At 73.3% G+C, this 16,344-nt stretch carries 11 protein-coding genes and 2 pseudogenes; 6 read left to right on the top strand and 7 right to left on the bottom strand.

The genetic code is table 11. The features are described from left to right. Positions 1-21 precede the first annotated feature (21 nt). Both ACFWTC_RS13945 and ACFWTC_RS13940 read left to right on the top strand, forming a co-directional pair. On the top strand, positions 22-1,053 hold the full coding sequence (locus ACFWTC_RS13945; protein WP_383922470.1) for a LacI family DNA-binding transcriptional regulator: 1,032 nt from the start codon (positions 22-24) through the stop codon (positions 1,051-1,053). 92 nt (positions 1,054-1,145) lie between these two features. Then, the gene (locus tag ACFWTC_RS13940; protein ID WP_384027854.1) at positions 1,146-2,045 is read left to right on the top strand and encodes a phosphatase PAP2 family protein; all 900 of its coding nucleotides are present in this window, start codon (positions 1,146-1,148) and stop codon (positions 2,043-2,045) included. Between the two features lie 62 nt (positions 2,046-2,107). Here ACFWTC_RS13940 and ACFWTC_RS13935 read toward each other — a convergent pair whose 3' ends face one another. From ACFWTC_RS13935 to ACFWTC_RS13925, 3 genes are all read right to left on the bottom strand, one after another. Next, positions 2,108-4,177, bottom strand: a complete 2,070-nt coding sequence (locus tag ACFWTC_RS13935; RefSeq protein ID WP_384027855.1) for a phosphocholine-specific phospholipase C — start codon at positions 4,175-4,177, stop codon at positions 2,108-2,110. 336 nt (positions 4,178-4,513) lie between these two features. Beyond that, positions 4,514-6,112 carry an amidohydrolase gene (locus tag ACFWTC_RS13930; protein ID WP_384027856.1) on the bottom strand — a complete coding sequence of 533 codons (1,599 nt, stop codon included), beginning with the start codon at positions 6,110-6,112 and terminating at the stop codon, positions 4,514-4,516. Beyond that, positions 6,034-7,734 carry an APC family permease gene (locus tag ACFWTC_RS13925; protein ID WP_384027857.1) on the bottom strand — a complete coding sequence of 567 codons (1,701 nt, stop codon included), beginning with the start codon at positions 7,732-7,734 and terminating at the stop codon, positions 6,034-6,036. Before ACFWTC_RS13925 ends, ACFWTC_RS13930 begins: the two co-directional genes overlap by 79 nt. A gap of 119 nt (positions 7,735-7,853) precedes the next feature. Here ACFWTC_RS13925 and ACFWTC_RS13920 point away from each other — a divergent pair, with 119 nt between their 5' ends. Next, positions 7,854-8,564 (top strand): TetR/AcrR family transcriptional regulator, encoded by a 711-nt coding sequence (locus tag ACFWTC_RS13920; RefSeq protein WP_383922485.1) that lies wholly within the window; start codon positions 7,854-7,856, stop codon positions 8,562-8,564. Here the strand turns inward: ACFWTC_RS13920 and ACFWTC_RS13915 are convergent. Continuing rightward, positions 8,535-8,951 carry a hypothetical protein gene (locus tag ACFWTC_RS13915; protein WP_383922488.1) on the bottom strand — a complete coding sequence of 139 codons (417 nt, stop codon included), beginning with the start codon at positions 8,949-8,951 and terminating at the stop codon, positions 8,535-8,537. The two genes, ACFWTC_RS13920 and ACFWTC_RS13915, sit on opposite strands and share 30 nt — an antisense overlap. A gap of 175 nt (positions 8,952-9,126) precedes the next feature. Here ACFWTC_RS13915 and ACFWTC_RS13910 point away from each other — a divergent pair. Together ACFWTC_RS13910 and ACFWTC_RS13905 are read left to right on the top strand one after the other, a co-directional pair. Then, positions 9,127-9,809, top strand: a pseudogene (locus ACFWTC_RS13910) (serine/threonine-protein kinase); the annotation flags it as partial. Positions 9,810-9,852: 43 nt separating this feature from the next. After that, the gene (locus tag ACFWTC_RS13905; protein ID WP_383922490.1) at positions 9,853-10,629 is read left to right on the top strand and encodes a hypothetical protein; all 777 of its coding nucleotides are present in this window, start codon (positions 9,853-9,855) and stop codon (positions 10,627-10,629) included. Between the two features lie 39 nt (positions 10,630-10,668). Here ACFWTC_RS13905 and ACFWTC_RS13900 read toward each other — a convergent pair whose 3' ends face one another. Next, positions 10,669-10,935, bottom strand: coding sequence for a DUF397 domain-containing protein (locus ACFWTC_RS13900; protein ID WP_383922493.1), 267 nt, complete (start codon positions 10,933-10,935; stop codon positions 10,669-10,671). Beyond that, a pseudogene (locus tag ACFWTC_RS13895) lies at positions 10,932-11,686 on the bottom strand (helix-turn-helix transcriptional regulator). The gene ACFWTC_RS13900 and the pseudogene ACFWTC_RS13895 overlap by 4 nt, the downstream one beginning before the upstream one ends. Before the next feature lie 582 nt (positions 11,687-12,268). On the opposite strand from ACFWTC_RS13895, the gene ACFWTC_RS13890 reads away from it, so the two are divergent. Next, complete coding sequence (locus ACFWTC_RS13890; protein ID WP_384027858.1) at positions 12,269-13,099, top strand: helix-turn-helix domain-containing protein; 831 nt, start codon at positions 12,269-12,271, stop codon at positions 13,097-13,099. Here ACFWTC_RS13890 and ACFWTC_RS13885 read toward each other — a convergent pair. After that, entirely contained in the window at positions 13,087-16,074 is a 2,988-nt protein-coding gene (locus ACFWTC_RS13885) for a bifunctional [glutamine synthetase] adenylyltransferase/[glutamine synthetase]-adenylyl-L-tyrosine phosphorylase (RefSeq protein WP_383922499.1), read from the bottom strand. The two genes, ACFWTC_RS13890 and ACFWTC_RS13885, sit on opposite strands and share 13 nt — an antisense overlap. Positions 16,075-16,344 lie beyond the last annotated feature (270 nt).

Raw genomic sequence — 16,344 nt, 5'->3', positions numbered from 1 at the left:
CGACCGGTACAGTCCAATCCCGTGACCGCACGGCTAGCCGACATCGCAGCCCAGGCGGGGGTCAGCGAAGCCACAGTCAGCCGCGTGCTCAACGGCAAGCCCGGTGTGGCCGCAGGCACCCGCGAGTCCGTGCTGGCCGCGCTCGACGTCCTCGGCTACGAACGGCCCGTACGTCTGCGCCAGCGCAGCGCGGGGCTCGTCGGCCTGATAACTCCGGAGCTGGACAACCCCATCTTTCCGGCGCTCGCCCAGGTCATCGGGCAGGCGCTGACGCGGCAGGGGTACACGCCGGTGCTGGCCACGCAGACGCCCGGCGGGTCCACCGAGGACGAGCTGACCGAGATGCTGGTCGACCGGGGGGTCTCCGGGATCATCTTCGTCTCGGGGCTGCACGCCGACACCACGGCCGACATGGGCCGCTACGACCAACTCCGCGGGCAGGGCGTCCCGTACGTCCTCATCAACGGGTTCTCCGACAAGGTGCGGGCCCCCTTCGTGTCGCCCGACGACCGGGCCGCGATGCAGCTGGCGGTGACGCACCTGGCCGCGCTCGGGCACACCCGGATCGGGCTGGCGGTGGGGCCGAAGCGGTTCGTGCCGGTGCTCCGCAAGATCGAGGGCTTCCGGCTGGGGATGAAGGAGCGCCTCGGTCTCGACGGGGCGGAGGTCGAGGAGCTGGTCCAGCACTCCCTCTACTCGCTGGAGGGCGGCCAGGCCGCCGCGACCGCGCTGATCTCCCGCGGCTGCACGGCGGTGGTGTGCGCGAGCGACATGATGGCGCTCGGCGCGATCCGGGCGGCCCGGCAGCAGGGGCTGCGGGTGCCGCAGGACGTCTCGGTGGTCGGTTTCGACGACTCCCCCCTCATAGCGTTCACCGATCCGCCGCTGACCACGATCCGGCAGCCCGTGCTGGCGATGGGGCAGGCGGCGGTGCGGACGCTGCTGGAGGAGATCGGCGGTACACCGGCCCCGCACAGCGAATTCGTCTTCCTCCCGGAACTGGTGGTGCGCGGTTCCACGGCCTCCGGTCCGGGGCAGCACCGCAGGCCGTAGGGGCGTCGTAGTCCCCAGGGCGGACCGGCTGCGCCGAAGACCGTCCCGAGGGATGATCGGAGGCGAGATCGCATCTGGCAGACTCTTGGCCCATGGGTGAAGCGAGCGTGACGACACTGGACACCCGGACGGATGTCCCGGCGCCCAGCGCTGCCGGGAGCGAGGCCCGTCCGGTCCCCGAGCGCACCCTGCTGGAGCGGCTGCGGAGCCCGCGCCGCCCCAGGATCTGGTTCGAGATCCTGCTCATCGCGATCAGCTACTGGACGTACTCGCTGATCCGCAACGCGGTGCCCGAGCAGAAGGCCGCGGCCCTGGCCAACGCCGACTGGATCTGGAACGTCGAGCGGGACCTCGGCATCGCCGTGGAGCAGACCGTCAACCACGCCGTGAACTCGGTGACGTGGCTGATCGTGGGCATGAACTACTACTACGCGACGCTGCACTTCGTGGTGACCATCGGCGTGCTGGTGTGGATCTACCGCTTCCACCCCGGGCGGTACGCGGCCACCCGCCTGGTCCTCTTCGCCACCACGGGCGTGGCCCTGGTCGGCTACTTCTTCTACCCGCTCGCGCCGCCCCGCCTGATGAACGGGCAGGACTTCATCGACACCGTGCTGGTCCACCACACCTGGGGCTCGATGGCCTCGGGGAACCTCAAGCACATGTCGAACCAGTACGCGGCGATGCCGTCCATGCACATAGGGTGGTCGCTCTGGTGCGGGCTGACGATCTTCGCGGTCGCCTCCGCCCCCTGGGCCCGGATCCTGGGCCTGCTCTACCCGACGGCGACGCTCGTGGTGATCGTGGCCACCGCCAACCACTTCTGGCTCGACGCCGTGGGCGGCATGATGTGCCTCGCCTTCGGCTACGCCGTCTCGCGGTCCTGGTACGGCGCACTGCCGCACCGGCTGCCCCGCCACCCCGAGCACACCGACCGGCACCCGGCGGCGGCGGCGCTGCTGAACCGCTTCCGCGCCCGCGCCCGCGCCTGAGCCCAGCCCGCCGGACCACGCACGCGCCCGCCCCCGGGGGAGTCCGGGAGCGGGCGCGCGTGTCAGGAAGACTGCTCGGTCAGGATCGCCGGGTCGGACTGGCCGGCGGCGCCGGTTTCGACCTTGCCGGCGAAGCGGCGGCCGAAGTCCGCGACCTCGGACGCGGTGACCGTCACGTCGTACCAGCGCTTCGTGTTCCTCAGGGAGACGCTGTGCGTGACGGTGGCGCCCTTGGCGACGGTGAGGCGCTTGGGCCCGCCGCCGTAGGCGTTGGTGACCGTGAGCGTCACCGCGGACGTCCCGGCGTTACCGAGGGTGAGGTCGAGGTTGCCGGTCGTGGCGTTGTGGCGTGCGGTGACCTCGGGGCCGGGGGTGGTGCCGGGGTTGCGGAATCCGCGCAGGAAGCCGTTGGGGCCGTGGACGGTCAGATCGGTGACGCCGGCCGAGTAGCGCGTGTTCCAGGTGTCCGAGATCGACTTGCCGGCCTCGGTGGTGTACGTCCAGGGGGCATCGGTCCGGTTGCCCGCGGTGACGTAGAACTGCGCGCCCAGGTCCGGTCCGCCGCTGAAGGTCAGCCGGAACGTGCCCGCGGCGGTGAGCGCCGCGCCGTCCACGTACGGGGCGTACCCCAGCGGGCGGGTACGGCACAGGCCCTTCTCCTGGCGCGGCATGCTCGCCACGGCCGGCGGGGTGGCCCGGAAGTCGGGGTGGCGCTCCCGGTCCTGCGGCTGCCAGGCGCCGGTGTCGGGCAGCGACACGGTGGCGGTGTCCTTGCGCGCGAAGTCGAAGGCCGAGGTCAGGTCACCGCAGACGGTGCGGCGCCAGGGCGAGATGTTGGGCTCGTGCACACCGAAGCGCTGTTCCATGAAGCGGATGACGGAGGTGTGGTCGAAGGTCTCGGAGCAGGAGTAGCCGCCGGTGCTCCACGGCGAGACGACGAGCATGGGAACGCGCGGGCCCAGCCCGTACGGTCCGGCGACGTAGCCGGCCTTGCCGGGGAAGACGTCGAGCGCGCTCGGCACGGTCGACAGGCCCTGGCCGGCGTCGGCCGGGGCGTACGGCGGGACGACGTGGTCGAAGAAGCCGTCGTTCTCGTCGTAGGTGATGAACAGCGCGGTGCGGGCCCAGACGTCCGGGTTGGAGGTCAGCGCGTCCAGCACCTGCGCGATGTACCACGCGCCGTAGTTGGAGGGCCAGTTCGAGTGCTCGCTGAAGGCCTCGGGGGCGGCGATCCAGGAGACCTGGGGCAGGGTGCCGGCGGCGACGTCCGCGCGCAGCCGGTCGAAGTAGCCCTCGCCGGCCTTGGCGTCGGTTCCGGTGCGGGCCTTGTCGTGGAGCGGGTCGCCGGGCTGGGCACTCCGGTAGTTGTTGAAGTAGAGGAGCGAGTTGTCTCCGTAGTTGCCGCGGTAGGCGTCGTTGATCCAGCCCCAGGATCCAGCCGCGTTCAGGCCGTCGCCGATGTCCTGGTAGACCTTCCAGGAGATCCCGGCCGCCTCCAGGCGCTCGGGGTAGGTGGTCCAGCCGTAACCGGCCTCGGCGTTGTTGAGGACCGGGCCGCCGCCCTTGCCGTCGTTGCCGGTGTGGCCCGACCAGAGGTAGTACCGGTTGGGGTCGGTCGAGCCGATGAACGAGCAGTGGTAGGCGTCGCAGAGGGTGAACGCGTCGGCGAGGGCGTAGTGGAAGGGGATGTCCTCGCGCGTCAGGTGGGCCATGGTGGCCGGCGTCTTGGCGGGCACCCAGTTGTTGTACTTGCCCTTGTTGAAGGCGCTCTGGCCTCCGGCCCAGTCGTGGTTGAGGCCCTGGAGGAACTCCATGCCGAGGTCGTCGGAGGGCGGACGGAAGGGCAGCGTCTCCTTGCCCGCGTTGTCGGCCTGGTGCCAGACCGACTTGCCGCTGGGCAGCGTCACGGGGCGCGGGTCGCCGAAGCCGCGGACGCCGCGCAGCGCACCGTAGTAGTGATCGAAGGAACGATTCTCCTGCATCAGGACCACGATGTGCTCGACATCGGCGATGGTTCCGGTCGTCCCCTGCGCGGGGATGGCGGCGGCGCGCGCGATGCTCTCGTTGAGCAGGCTCAGGGCGGCGGCCCCGCCGGTGAGCTGGAGAAAACGGCGGCGGTTGAGTTCTGCCATGGCGAGAGGGTCCTCTGCTTTGTCCGAGGGTGCTTGACCTTCCCCAAGGACAGCGGGTCCGGAGTACCGGAGAGGGAGCCGGGTGTGACGGCAGCGGGTACACCAGGCGAACGGCGGCCGGATTCCTGTGGAGTTCGCTGCCGGACGTCCGTCAGGACGACGACGGTCCGCGCAGCCGTCCCCGGCGAACGGCGGGCACGGGTACGGGGACGGGTACGAGCTCCTTCGACGGCGCCGCTGCGGGGCGGCCGGCCGCACCCGTCGCGATCCCCGAGGCGGCGGACGGCCTCCCGCACCGGCGCGGCCGGGATGCCCGTCCAGGCCGATCCACCCCGGTCACGAGGGGGAGGGCCCCTGGTCGCGGTGGGTGATCCGGCCGCCCGACATCGTGAGGCGTACGGGGGCCTCGGCCAGGTCGTCCACCCCGGCGGTGACCGGGTCGAGGGCGAAGGCCGTCAGGTCGGCCCGGTAGCCGGGCGCGATCCGGCCCGCCACCTGCTGCTCCCCCGCCGCGAGCGCGGCGTGCGAGGTCAGTCCCTCCAGCGCCATGAGCCCGGTCAGGGCGGGGCCCGCGGCGGCCGCGCCGAGCGGGCTGCGGGCGGTCGTCAGGATCTGGCGGGCGTCGTAGTGGGCGATGGGCCAGTCCGAGCCGAGCGCGAGGACCGCTCCGGCGTCCCGCAGGTCGCGGCAGCGCCAGGCGTGCGAGGCCCGTTCCCTCCCCAGCCGCTTCGACCACTCGTCGGTGTGGTCGGCCCGGGTGTACGCGGTGTGCGGCGGCTGCATCGAGGCGATCACGCCGAGCTCCGCGAACCGTGCCAGCTGGTCGTCGGGGACCGTCTCGATGTGCTCGATCCGGTGCCGCATCCGGGCCGGTGCGCCCAGGGCTGCCACGGTGTCCAGGACGTGCCGGACGGCCGCGTCGCCGATGGCGTGGGTCGCGGTGCGGACGCCGGCCGCGTCCAGGACCCGTACGGCGCGGGCGTAAGCGTCGGGGTCGGGCCAGAAGGCGTCGGTGCCCTGGCCGTGGCAGTCCGCGTGCTCCAGCCAGGCGGTGCCGCCCTCGACGGTGCCGTCCATGAAGAACTTCACGCCGCCGATCCGCCAGTGGCGGCCGCCGGTGCCCTGGAGGGCGATCAGTTCCGCCAGCACGTCCTCGTCCGCGCCGGGCATGCACCAGGGGGCGAGGTTGAGGCGCAGCGGCAGGTCGCCCTCGTACTCGACGGTGGCGAGGAGGGCCGGTACGTCGCCGTCACCGAGGTCCATGACGTGCGCGCCGGTGAGGCCGGTGGCGGCCATGGCGCCGAGCAGCTCGACGAGGCGGGTCCGGCGCTCGGTGTACGAGGGCTTGGGGACGAGGTTGCCGACGAGGGTCATCGCGGCGTGCTCGACGAGGTGGCCGGTGGGGCGGCCGTCGCCGTCGCAGACGATCTCGGAGCGCTGGGCGAAGGTGCGGGGGCCGGTGACCCCGGCGGCGGCCAGGGCGGCGCCGGAGACGAGGGCGGAGTGGCCGTCGTAGAGGCGCAGGAAGGCGGGGGCTCCGGCGAGCGCCTCCTCGATCAGTGCCCGGTCGACGGGGTGCCCGCCGAAGGCGTTGTGGTCGAGTCCGTGGCCGGTGACCCAGCCGCCGGGGCCCCGGTCGGCGGTGCGCAGGGCGGCCCGCAGCTGGTCGGGGTCGCGGACGGCGGAGAGGTCGGTGCCCCCTGCCATCTCGATGCCCCAGACGGGGTGGCTGTGGGCGTCGGTGAGGCCGGGGGTGAGGGTGGCGCCGCGGAGGTCGAGCACCTCGGTACCGGGGCCGAGCCAGTCGCGTACGTCGGCTACGTCTCCGACGGCCGTGATCTCGCCGCCGCGGACGGCTACCGCGCGGGCTTCGGGGCGCTCGGGGTCGAGGGTGCGGACGCGGGCTCCGGTGAGGACGGTGTCGGCAGCGGGCACGGCGCTTCTTCTCCTTGGGCGGGGGCGGCGGTTTCGGTGGGGGCGGCGCTTTCGGTGGCGGCGGCTTCGGTGCCGGGTTCCGCGGCGAAGCGGGCGTACACCTCGGGGCGGCGGGTCCCCAGCCACTGGGCGAGGGCGAGGCCGGCGAGGAAGACGGCCGGGACCAGGGTGACGAGGACGGTGTTGACGGTGGTGGAGGCCGCGGTGAAGAGGCCGACCTTGGAGACGACGAGGAAGATCGCCACGGCGAGCAGGACGGCGGCCGTGACGGGTGCGACGACCGTCCTCCAGGGGCCCTCGTCGTGGGGGGACCGCCGGAAGTAGACGGGTACGGCGATGGCGGCGAGCAGCATCAGTGCCATGAGGGCGATCATGCCCGGGGTGTTCACCCAGAGCAGCAGCTGCTGGTACGGGTCGGCCCCGGCGAGGGCGAAGGCGAGGACGACGACCGCGCCGATGACGGTCTGGACGAGGCCCGCGAGGTACGGGGAGCCGTGGCGGGGGTGGACGCGGCCGAGGGCGGCGGGCAGGACGCCCTCCTCGGAGAGGGCGAGCGCGTAGCGGTTGATGGCGTTGTGGAAGGCGAGGAGTGAGGCGATGACGCTGGTGACGATGAAGATGTGCATCAGGTCCGCCGCCCAGGGGCCGACGTAGGTGGTGATGGCGGCGAAGAACAGGCCGCCGGGGTCTTCGGCGGCGGCGGCGACCACCTCCTCGGCGCCGAAGGCCTGGATGACGGTCCAGACGATGAAGGCGTAGAAGAGGCCGAGGAAGGCGACGGCGATGTAGGTGGCGCGCGGGACGGTGCGGTCGGGGTCGCGGGCCTCGCGGCGGTAGATGACGGTCGACTCGAAGCCGGTGAAGGCGGCGAACGCGAAGGCCAGGACGGCGGCGGTGCCGGGCACGAGGACGGCGCCGGGGGCGAAGGAGCCGGCGGAGAGGCCGTGGGCGCCGCCCTCGGCGAGCACTCCGGCGGCGAGGAGGACGAGTATTCCGGTCTCGGCGACGAGCAGGAGTCCGAGGAGCTTGGCGCCGAAGTCGATGGAGCGGTAGCCGCCGTACCAGACGAGCAGGAGGCCCGCGAGGGAGACCGGCAGCCAGGGGACGTCGAGGCCCCACAGGGCGTGGCCGGTGTCGGCGGTGGTGGTGCCGAGGAGGCCGTAGACGCCGATCTCCATGCCGTTGTAGCCGATGAGGGCGAGCAGGGCGGCGCCGATGCCGACGCGCTTGCCGAGGCCGCGGGTGATGAAGGCGTAGAAGGCGCCGCCGCTGCGGACGTGGCGGCTCATGGTGGTGAAGCCGACGGCGAAGACGGCGAGGGTGAGGCCGGCGAGGAGGTAGCCGGCGGGGGCGCCGACGCCGCCGAGGAGGATCGCGACGGGGGCGACGCCGGCCATGACGGTGAGCGGGGCGGCGGCGGAGACGACGAAGAAGGAGATGTCGGCGGTCCCGAGGGCGCCTTTCCGTAGGACTCCGGTCCCGGGCGGGGCGGCGGAAACGGGCCCGGCGGCGGCTCCGGTGGCGGTCCCGGTGGAGGTGGCGGCTCCGGCGGCGGTCCCGACTCCGGTCGCGGGTCCGGCGCCGGTGGTCCCGGCTGCTGGTGGCTCTGGCGTTTCAGGCATGCGGAATGCACCCTTCTGCGAACGCAGGCGACAGGGGGCGAAAACCTAAAGGCTTTCGGTTTGCGGCAATGTAGCCTCCGGTTTCGGCGTACGGGAAGACCTGACGGTGGGAGAAACCGATGGCACGGCCGCGCACCCCCCTCCTCGACCGGGAGCGGATCGCCGCGACCGCCCTGCAACTGGTCGCGGAACACGGGGAATTCAGCGTCCCGCAGATCGCCCGGGCGCTCGGCGTGCAGACCGCCTCGCTGTATCACCACGTGGACGGCCGGGCGGGCGTCGTGGAGCTGGTGCGCGAGCTGGTCAGCGAGGGGATCGCCGGCGAGGCCCTCGCCCAGGCCCCCTGGGACCGCGCCCTGGAGGAGTGGGCGCGCTCCTACCGGTCCGCGTTCGCCGCCTACCCCCGGGCGATCCCGCTGCTGATGACCACACCCGTACGGGCCCCCCGGGTCCTCGCGCACTACGAGCGGGCGGTGGAACTGCTGCTGGCCGCCGGATTCCCCGTGGAACGGGTCATGCCGCTGCTCACCGGCCTGGAGAACCTGGTCCTGGGCTCGGCGCTCGACCTAGCCGCTCCGGAGGCCATGTGGGAGCCGACGGCCCGGACCCCGCTGCTGGCCGGGGCGCTGGCCGCGGGCGGCCCCGGGCGCGCGGACGCCGCCTTCGACCTGGCCCTGACCGGCTTCCTCACGTACGCGCGCACCCTTCTGGGCAACGCCGACGCCGATGCGGCAGCCGACCCTGCCGGGGCCGGGCCGGAAGGGGCCGGGCCCGGCAGGCACCGGCCCGGCAGGGACCCGCTAGCTCCTGGGGGCCCAGGCGGGCTCTGAGGGCTCCGGGCCGTCCAGGGCCTGGCGGACCTTCTCCTTGAGGGTCTTCGGCGGGGCCTGCGTCTCCTCCTGCGCGTGCACGAGGCGGGCAGCGGTCACGCGGACGTGGCACGCGCGGTCGCGCTGCCGCAGCCAGACCAGCCAGGCACCGTCGGAGGTGAGGAAGGCGCTGCGCGCCGGGGTGTCGCCCGGGCGGGCGTGGCGGGCGATGAGGGCCGGCACGTAGTGCAGGGCGGCGTCCTCGGCCACGGCGAGGGCCTGCGCCTCCGTACCGCCGACGGGGTGCCTGGCCACCAGCTCCCAGCGGTGCAGTTGCAGCTTGCCGCCGTCGGCGGCTCGCGTCACACGGGTGTCCTCCTCGATGAGGACGTACCACTGAGCAGTCATGGCCGGAGCCTAACCACCCCCCGGTGGAGCGGTGCACCGACCCTGGGAGCGGCGTGCGGAAGACGACGCGGATTCATTGGCCCCGGAGCGTCAAGTCCGCTGGGGGCAGGCCTCCTTGCCGCCGGGGCCATCGGGTAGGTTCCCAGAGACTGTTTCCCATTCTGACGGGGCTGACGTGTGGGAGCTGACGGGGAGCGGGGCCGGGCCGCTGGAGGCGGGGGATCCCCGGCGGATCGGGTCGATCCCGCTGGCGGGCCGGCTCGGGGCCGGCGGTATCGGGCGGGTGTACCTCGGCGTCCAGGACGGCCGGTACGTCGCCGTCAAGCAGCTGCTGGCCTCGGTCGTCGGCGAGGACGAGGACTTCGTGCGCCGCTTCGGGCACGAGCTGGACAATCTGGCCCGCCTGCCCGAGGGGGCGACGGCGCCGTTGCTCGCCAGCGACCGCACGGCCCGGCCGCCGTGGTTCGCCACCGCGTACGTCCCCGGCCTCACCCTGAAGGAGGCCGTCGAGCTGCACCGCGGCCCGCTGCCCGCCCACCCGCTGTGGCTGCTGCTGCGGGAGGCCGCGGCGAGCCTGGCGGCGGTGCACGCGCTGGACATGGTGCACCGGGACCTGAAGCCGTCCAACGTCATGCTGACCCTCGACGGGCTCACCCTGATCGACTTCGGCGTCGCCCGGGTCGCCGAGCAGAGCCAGCTGACCAGGACCGGCATGGTCGTGGGCACCCCGCGTACATGGCCCCGGAGCAGGCCTCGGGCAAGCGGCGGCTGAGCGGCGCCACCGACGTGTTCGCGCTGGGTTCGGTCCTCGCGTACGCGGCGTGCGGGCGGCCGCCGTTCGGCGACGAGGCGGGGCACGGTGGGCGGGGCGGTCGCCTAGGCCCCGCACCGCACGCCCTTCGTGCGGGATCCCAGCGCGTGGCCGTCCTCACCAAGGGCGCGCGCACCGTCGTCCGCACCGGCCCCCAGCGCACCTTCACCGAGAACAAGCAGTCCTTCGTCGACGACTTCCAGCGCACCCTCCCCGATCTGGCGCACCGGACAAGCCTGTTCGTACGCCCTGTCCTTCGGCTACCAGGACACGCACAACAACTACCGGGCCCGGCTGTCCTTCCTGACCTCGGGTGCGGTCGAACTGCGCGTGGAGAAGGAAGTCGCCGACACCGTCACCCAGTTGACGTCGGCCACCACCCTCGCCACCGGCGTCCCGGCCGGCACGAACTGGACGATCCGCGTACGCCGCGAGGGGTCGCGCATCCAGGTCAAGGCCTGGCGCACGGACACCGCCGAGCCCGCGGGCTGGGCCGTGGACGTCACGGACGGCACCTTCACCAAGGGCCGGGTGGGCCTGCGGGCGCTGGCCAACCAGGGCTGCACGAACCTGCCCGTCAAGCTGGTGGTGAGCCGCCTCCAGGTGGACGCCGCGACCTGGCAGCAGCCGCCGACGGTCACCCACAGCACCTGGGTGCGCGTCCTGCCCGCCCCCTTCGACGGGACCTGGACCCCGGCCCTGGAGCAGACCCTCCGCGGCTGGGCCGGCTCCCCGAGCCCCGACCTGCTCCTGTTCAACGCCGACTCGGGCGACGACACGGCAACCGTCACCGTCGACCACGTGGGGATCTACCTCGGCGTGGACACCGCGTACGCGAAGAAGCTCCACACGGTCCACCGCATCTGACCCGGTGGGCAGCGGGCGGCGGGGCGTTCCCGCTGCCGGTTACGCGCGCGGCCCGGCCGCGTACCCCAGGAAGCCGGTCCAGGCGGTGGGGGCCACGGCCAGGTGGGCGCCGTCGACGTCCTTGGAGTCCCGTACGAGGACGGCCTCGGGCAGCAGCGCGATCTCGACGCAGTCGTTGCTGCTGCTGGCGCTGTAACTGCTCTTCACCCAGGCGACCTCGACGCACTCGTTGCTGTCGCTCGCGCTGTAACTGCTCTTCACCCAGGTCGGGGCGGAACGGCCGCCGTTCGAGGGCTTGATGCTCATGTCTCCCCCAGCAGTTTCTCGATGAGGGCCCTCGACTCCCGTGGGCTGAGGGCCTGTGAACGGATGATCCCATACCGGAGTTCGAGGAGCTGGATGTCCTTGACCTCGGTGATCAGACGGGTCGGCAGCTGCGCTTCGACATACCCGACCGCCGAACCGTCCCTGAGCTTCAGGACCTGGATGTGGCCCCCCATGCCCGCGTGGTCCTCGCAGTCCGTCGGCATCACCTGGATCTCGACGTTGCGCAGCCGTCCCAGGTGGAGCAGGTGCTCCACCCGGCGCCGCAGGACCTCGCGGCCGCCGATCGGCCGCTCCAGCGTCACCTGCTCCAGCACGAACGTCAGGGCCGGAGACGGCTGCCGGTGGAACATCTCCTGGCGGGCCATGCGGGCGGCCACGTACCGCTCCACCACGTCCGGCGGGAAGGCCGGGCGCCGGATCTCGTACAGCGCCCGCGCGTATTCCTCGGTCTGGAGCAGGCCGTGCAGGTTGTGGTTCCCGTACGCACCCAGCTCGACCGCATCGGACTCCAGCTTGGCCAGGTCCCGGACCTTCTTGGATAGCGGGCCCTTTCCACGTCGGCCTTCATGGCGGCGATCTTTCCGGCCGCTCCGAGGATGTCGTCCGCCTTGTCCAGGAACTCGGGGCGCGGGATGCGGGATCCGCGTTCGATCTTGTAGATCAGGTCGGATCCGTATCCCATGCGCGTACCGAACTGCGTGCGGTCGAGCCCCGCGGCCTCCCGCCACATTTTCAGCTGGCGTCCGACGGTGGCGACCACCGCTCCTGCCTCGTCCTCCGGGTCGAGTGCCCAACTCGACTCGCTCGACTCACCGGAGTCACCGGAGTCACCGGAGTCACCGGACTCATCGGAAACGCCTGCACGGTCCACTTCCACACCTCCGGGGACGGCCTCGTTCCCGTTCAGATTACGCACGCACAAAGCCGCCGGGGCAGGCGAATCGGAAACTCGGGTCGGGCCGAAATCCCGCTCACCAGGGCCTTGTTCACCGGGTCTGGCTTTCCGCGTTCCGGTGGGCTGAGAGGCGGTCGGGCACGACGTCAAACCCTTTCAACAACCTCGGGAAATGACCTCTCCCAACCAAACCCCGCCCCGCTCACTCGGTCGGGTGAACGAAGCCAACCTGGCTGGCGCATATGCCAATTCGGGGTGCAGGCTCAGCCTCGACAACCCCAGACATGCGAACGGCCCCCGGACGGGACTGCAATCCCGCCGAGGGCCTCACCGCTCAGGAAGAGAGACCTTCCCGTGGCTGAACAGCAGCTTAGCGCGCCACCGCGCGCTCCGTACGGCATTCCGAGGCCCGGTGTCATGCACGAGAACGAACGCCACCCCGAGCGCTACGTCAAGATCGGCAACCATCTCGCCCAGCACCGCGAGTTGAGCCTGACGGCGATCGGCCTGTCCACGCACATCCAGTCCCTGCCCACCGGCGCCAAGGTGTCCATCAAGGCCCTGTCGGAGCGCTTCTCGGAGGGCGAGACCCGTATCGCCGCCGCCCTGCGCGAACTGGAGGCGCACGGCTACCTGTCCCGCACCCGGGAGCGGCTGCCGTCCGGGCAGGTCGTCACCCGTACGGTGTCGTACAACAACCCGCCCGCCACGCGGCTGAGGGAGTCGCAGGCCGCTGCCGGCCGGGGTCCCGGCCGCGCGCCGGCGCCGAGCGCGCCCCCGTCCCCGCCGCCACCGGCGCTGGTTCCCGTTCCCGGGCCCGTGGCCGTGGCCCCGCCCGCCGCTGGCCCGGCCCCGGACGCTGAACCCGAGGCGGAGCCCGAACCGGAACCGGAACCAGAACCGGAACCGGAACCGGCGGCGGCGTACCCCCGGGCCTGGCGCGGGCCCTGCTCACCTTTCGGGCCGGTCCCCGCCGAGCACCGGGAGGGCGCCGAGCTGCTCGCCCGGCTGCGGCTGCGCGACCCCCGGCTGCTGCTCTCGGAGCGCGACGTGGCGCGGCTCGCGCCCGCCGTGACCGTCTGGCTGGAGCGCGGCGTGACCCCCGCCGCCGTCAGCGGCACCCTGGCGGGCTGCCTCCCGGCGGAGCCGATCCGTTCGCCCGCCGCCCTCCTGGCGCACCGGCTCGCGGAGCTGCGGCCGCCCCACCGACCCCGGCGGGGGTGCGGCGGCGCCCGTCAGCCGCTGTAGAACAGCTCGTCCACGACCGCCCGCGCGCGGCGGGTGATGCGCCGGTAGTCGTCCAGCATCTCGCCGGCCGTGCCCTCGGCGTAGCCCAGGTAGCGGCCCACCGCCCCCAGTTCGCGGGGCTCGGTGGGGAAGGTGTCCCCCGCGCGTCCGCGCACCAGCATCACGGCGTTGCGGACGCGGGTGGCCAGCACCCAGGCCTCGTCGAGGATCTGCGCCTCCTCGGTGGGGATCAGCCCGGCCGCGTGGGCGGCGGCCAGGGCGTCCCGGGTACGGGTGGTGCGCAGGCCGGGCTCGGCCCAGGCGTGCCGCATCTGGATCAGCTGGACGGTCCACTCGACGTCGCTGAGGCCGCCGCGGCCGAGCTTGGTGTGCAGGGTCGAGTCGGCGCCGCGCGGCATGCGCTCCGACTCCATGCGGGCCTTGAGCCGGCGGATCTCCCGTACGGCGTCCTCCCCGAGGCCCTCCACCGGGTAGCGCAGCGGGTCGATCAGCTCGATGAAGCGGCGGCCCAGCTCCTCGTCGCCGGCGACGGGCTGGGCGCGCAGCAGGGCCTGGCTCTCCCAGGTCAGGGACCAGCGGCGGTAGTAGGCGGCGTACGAGGCGATGGTGCGGACCAGCGGCCCGGAGCGGCCCTCGGGGCGCAGGTCGGCGTCGATCAGCAGCGGCGGGTCGGCGGTGGGCAGCTGGAGCAGCCTGCGCATCTCGGAGATGACGGCCTGGGCGGCCTTCGCGGCCTCCTGCTCGTCGACGCCCACGCGGGGCTCGTGGACGAACAGGACGTCGGCGTCGGAGCCGTAGCCGAGCTCGTGGCCGCCGAAGCGGCCGACGCCGATCACGGCGAAGCGGGTGGGGAGGGTGTCGCCCCAGTGGTCCTGGACGGCGGCGCGCAGGGCGCCCGCGATGGTCGCGGCCGTCAGGTCGGAGACGGCGCCGCCCACCCGGTCGACGAGGGCTCCGTGGTCCTCCTCGGCCGGGTTGTCCTCCGTACCGTACGAGCCGATGATGTCGCCGGCCGTGGTGCGGAACAGCTCGCGGCGGCGGACGCCGCGGGCGGCGGCCACCCCGGCCTCGGGGGTCGCGGCCCGGCCGACGGCGGCGAGCACCTCCTGCTCCAGGGCCTCGTGCGTACGGGGCTGGAGGCCCTCGGGGTCACCGAGCAGCGCGACGGCCTCGGGGGCGCGCAGCAGCAGGTCGGGGGCGAGCCGGCCGGCGGACAGGACGCGGGCGAGGTTCTCGGCGGCGGCGCCCTCGTCGCGCAGCAGCCGCAGGTACCACGGGGTCTTGCCGAGGGCGTCGGAGACCTTGCGGAAGTTCAGCAGGCCCGCGTCCGGGTCGGCGGAGTCGGCGAACCAGCCGAGCATGACGGGCAGCAGGGTGCGCTGGATGGCGGCCTTGCGGGTGACGCCGGAGGCGAGGGCCTCCAGGTGGCGCAGGGCCGCGCCCGGGTCGGCGTACCCGAGTGCTTCGAGGCGCTGGCCGGCGGCGCGCGGGGAGAGCCGGGTCTCGCCGGGGGTGAGCTGGGCGACGGCGTCGAGGAGCGGCCGGTAGAACAGCTTCTCGTGCAGGCGGCGCACCACGGAGGCGTGCCGGCGCCAGGCCTTGTTGAGTTCGGCGACGGGTTCGGTGCGCAGGCCCATGGAGCGGCCGAGGCGCCGCAGGTCGGCCTCGTCCTCGGGGACGAGGTGGGTGCGGCGCAGCCGGTAGAGCTGGATGCGGTGCTCCATGGCGCGCAGGAAGCGGTACGCGTCGTTCAGCTGGGCGGCGTCGGCGCGGCCGACGTAGCCGCCGGCGGCGAGGGCGTGCAGGGCGTCGAGGGTGGAGCCGGAGTGCAGGGTGGCGTCGCTGCGGCCGTGCACGAGCTGGAGCAGCTGGACGGCGAACTCGACGTCGCGCAGGCCTCCCGGGCCGAGCTTGATCTCGCGGTCGACCTGGGCGGCGGGGATGTTGTCGACGACGCGGCGGCGCATCTTCTGGACGTCGGGGACGAAGTTCTCGCGCTCGGCGGCCTGCCAGACGAGGGGGCTTATGGCCTCGATGTACTCGGCGCCGAGCGCCTCGTCGCCGGCGACGGCACGGGCCTTGAGGAGGGCCTGGAACTCCCAGGTCTTGGCCCAGCGCTGGTAGTAGGCGAGGTGGGAGGCGAGCGTCCGGACGAGCGGACCGTTTCTGCCCTCGGGGCGGAGGTTGGCGTCGACGGGCCAGATGGCGCCCTCGACGGTCGTCTCGGAGCAGATCCGCATGAGGTGGGAGGCGAGGCGGGTGGCGGCCTGGACGGCCTTGCCCTCGTCGTCGCCGTCGGCGCTGTCCCCGACGAAGATCACGTCGACGTCGGAGACGTAGTTGAGCTCGTTGCCGCCGCACTTGCCCATCGCGATGACGGCGAGCCGGCACCGGGCCGCGTCCTCGGGGGCGGCCGCGGAGGCGATGCGCAGGGCCGCGCGGAGGGTGGCGGTGGCGAGGTCGGCGAGCTCGGCGGCGGCCTGGGCGACGTCGGTGGTGCCACAGACGTCGCGGGCGGCGATGGACAGCAGGCAGCGGCGGTAGGAGACGCGCAGCTGGACGGGGTCGTGGGCGTCGGCCAGCCCCTGCTCGAACTCGGGGAGCCCGGGGTGCAGGTCGGCGGCCTCGTACGTGACGAGGGACCGCCAGTCGCGGGGGTGGCGGGCGAGGTGGTCGCCGAGCGCCTCGGAGGCGCCGAGCACGCCGAGGAGGCGGTCGCGGAGCGGCTTGGCGCTGACGAGGGTGTCGAGGAGGACGGGCCGGTCCTCCTCGGTCTGGGCCTCCGCGAGCCGGACCAGCCCGAGGAGGGCGAGGTCGGGGTCGGCGGTCGCGCCGAGGGCGTCGAGGAGGACCGGATCGGTGCGTACGGAGGCCAGCGCGTCGGCGTCGAGGAGCCGGGCCGCGGTGGAGGGGTCGGTGAAACCGCTGCGCAGCAGCCGGATGAAGGTGCTGCTCCTGCGTCCCGGGACTGTCATCCCCGTGGCCTCCCGCGGTCGTCGCCGCCACTGCCCTGGCGTACCTGTCGTGCCTGTCGGCCCTGGGGGGGAGCCTATCCGGAGCAGGCGTTCGACTCACCGACGCGCACGGGGCGCCGGTCGGTGGCGTCCGGTCATCCGCGAGGTGCGGGGCGGGGGCCCATGGGGGCGGGGCGGGGCGGCCCGTGGGGGCGGGGGCGGCCGGGGACGGCCGGGACGCGGGACGCCGGGTGGCGGGAGCTGCGGGTGCGGGAGCTGCGGGGCCGGAGG

Origin of the sequence: Streptomyces sp. NPDC058619 (genome assembly GCF_042717785.1) — a bacterium.
GTDB lineage: Bacteria > Actinomycetota > Actinomycetes > Streptomycetales > Streptomycetaceae > Streptomyces.
This window is presented reverse-complemented; position numbering and strand designations above follow the sequence as displayed.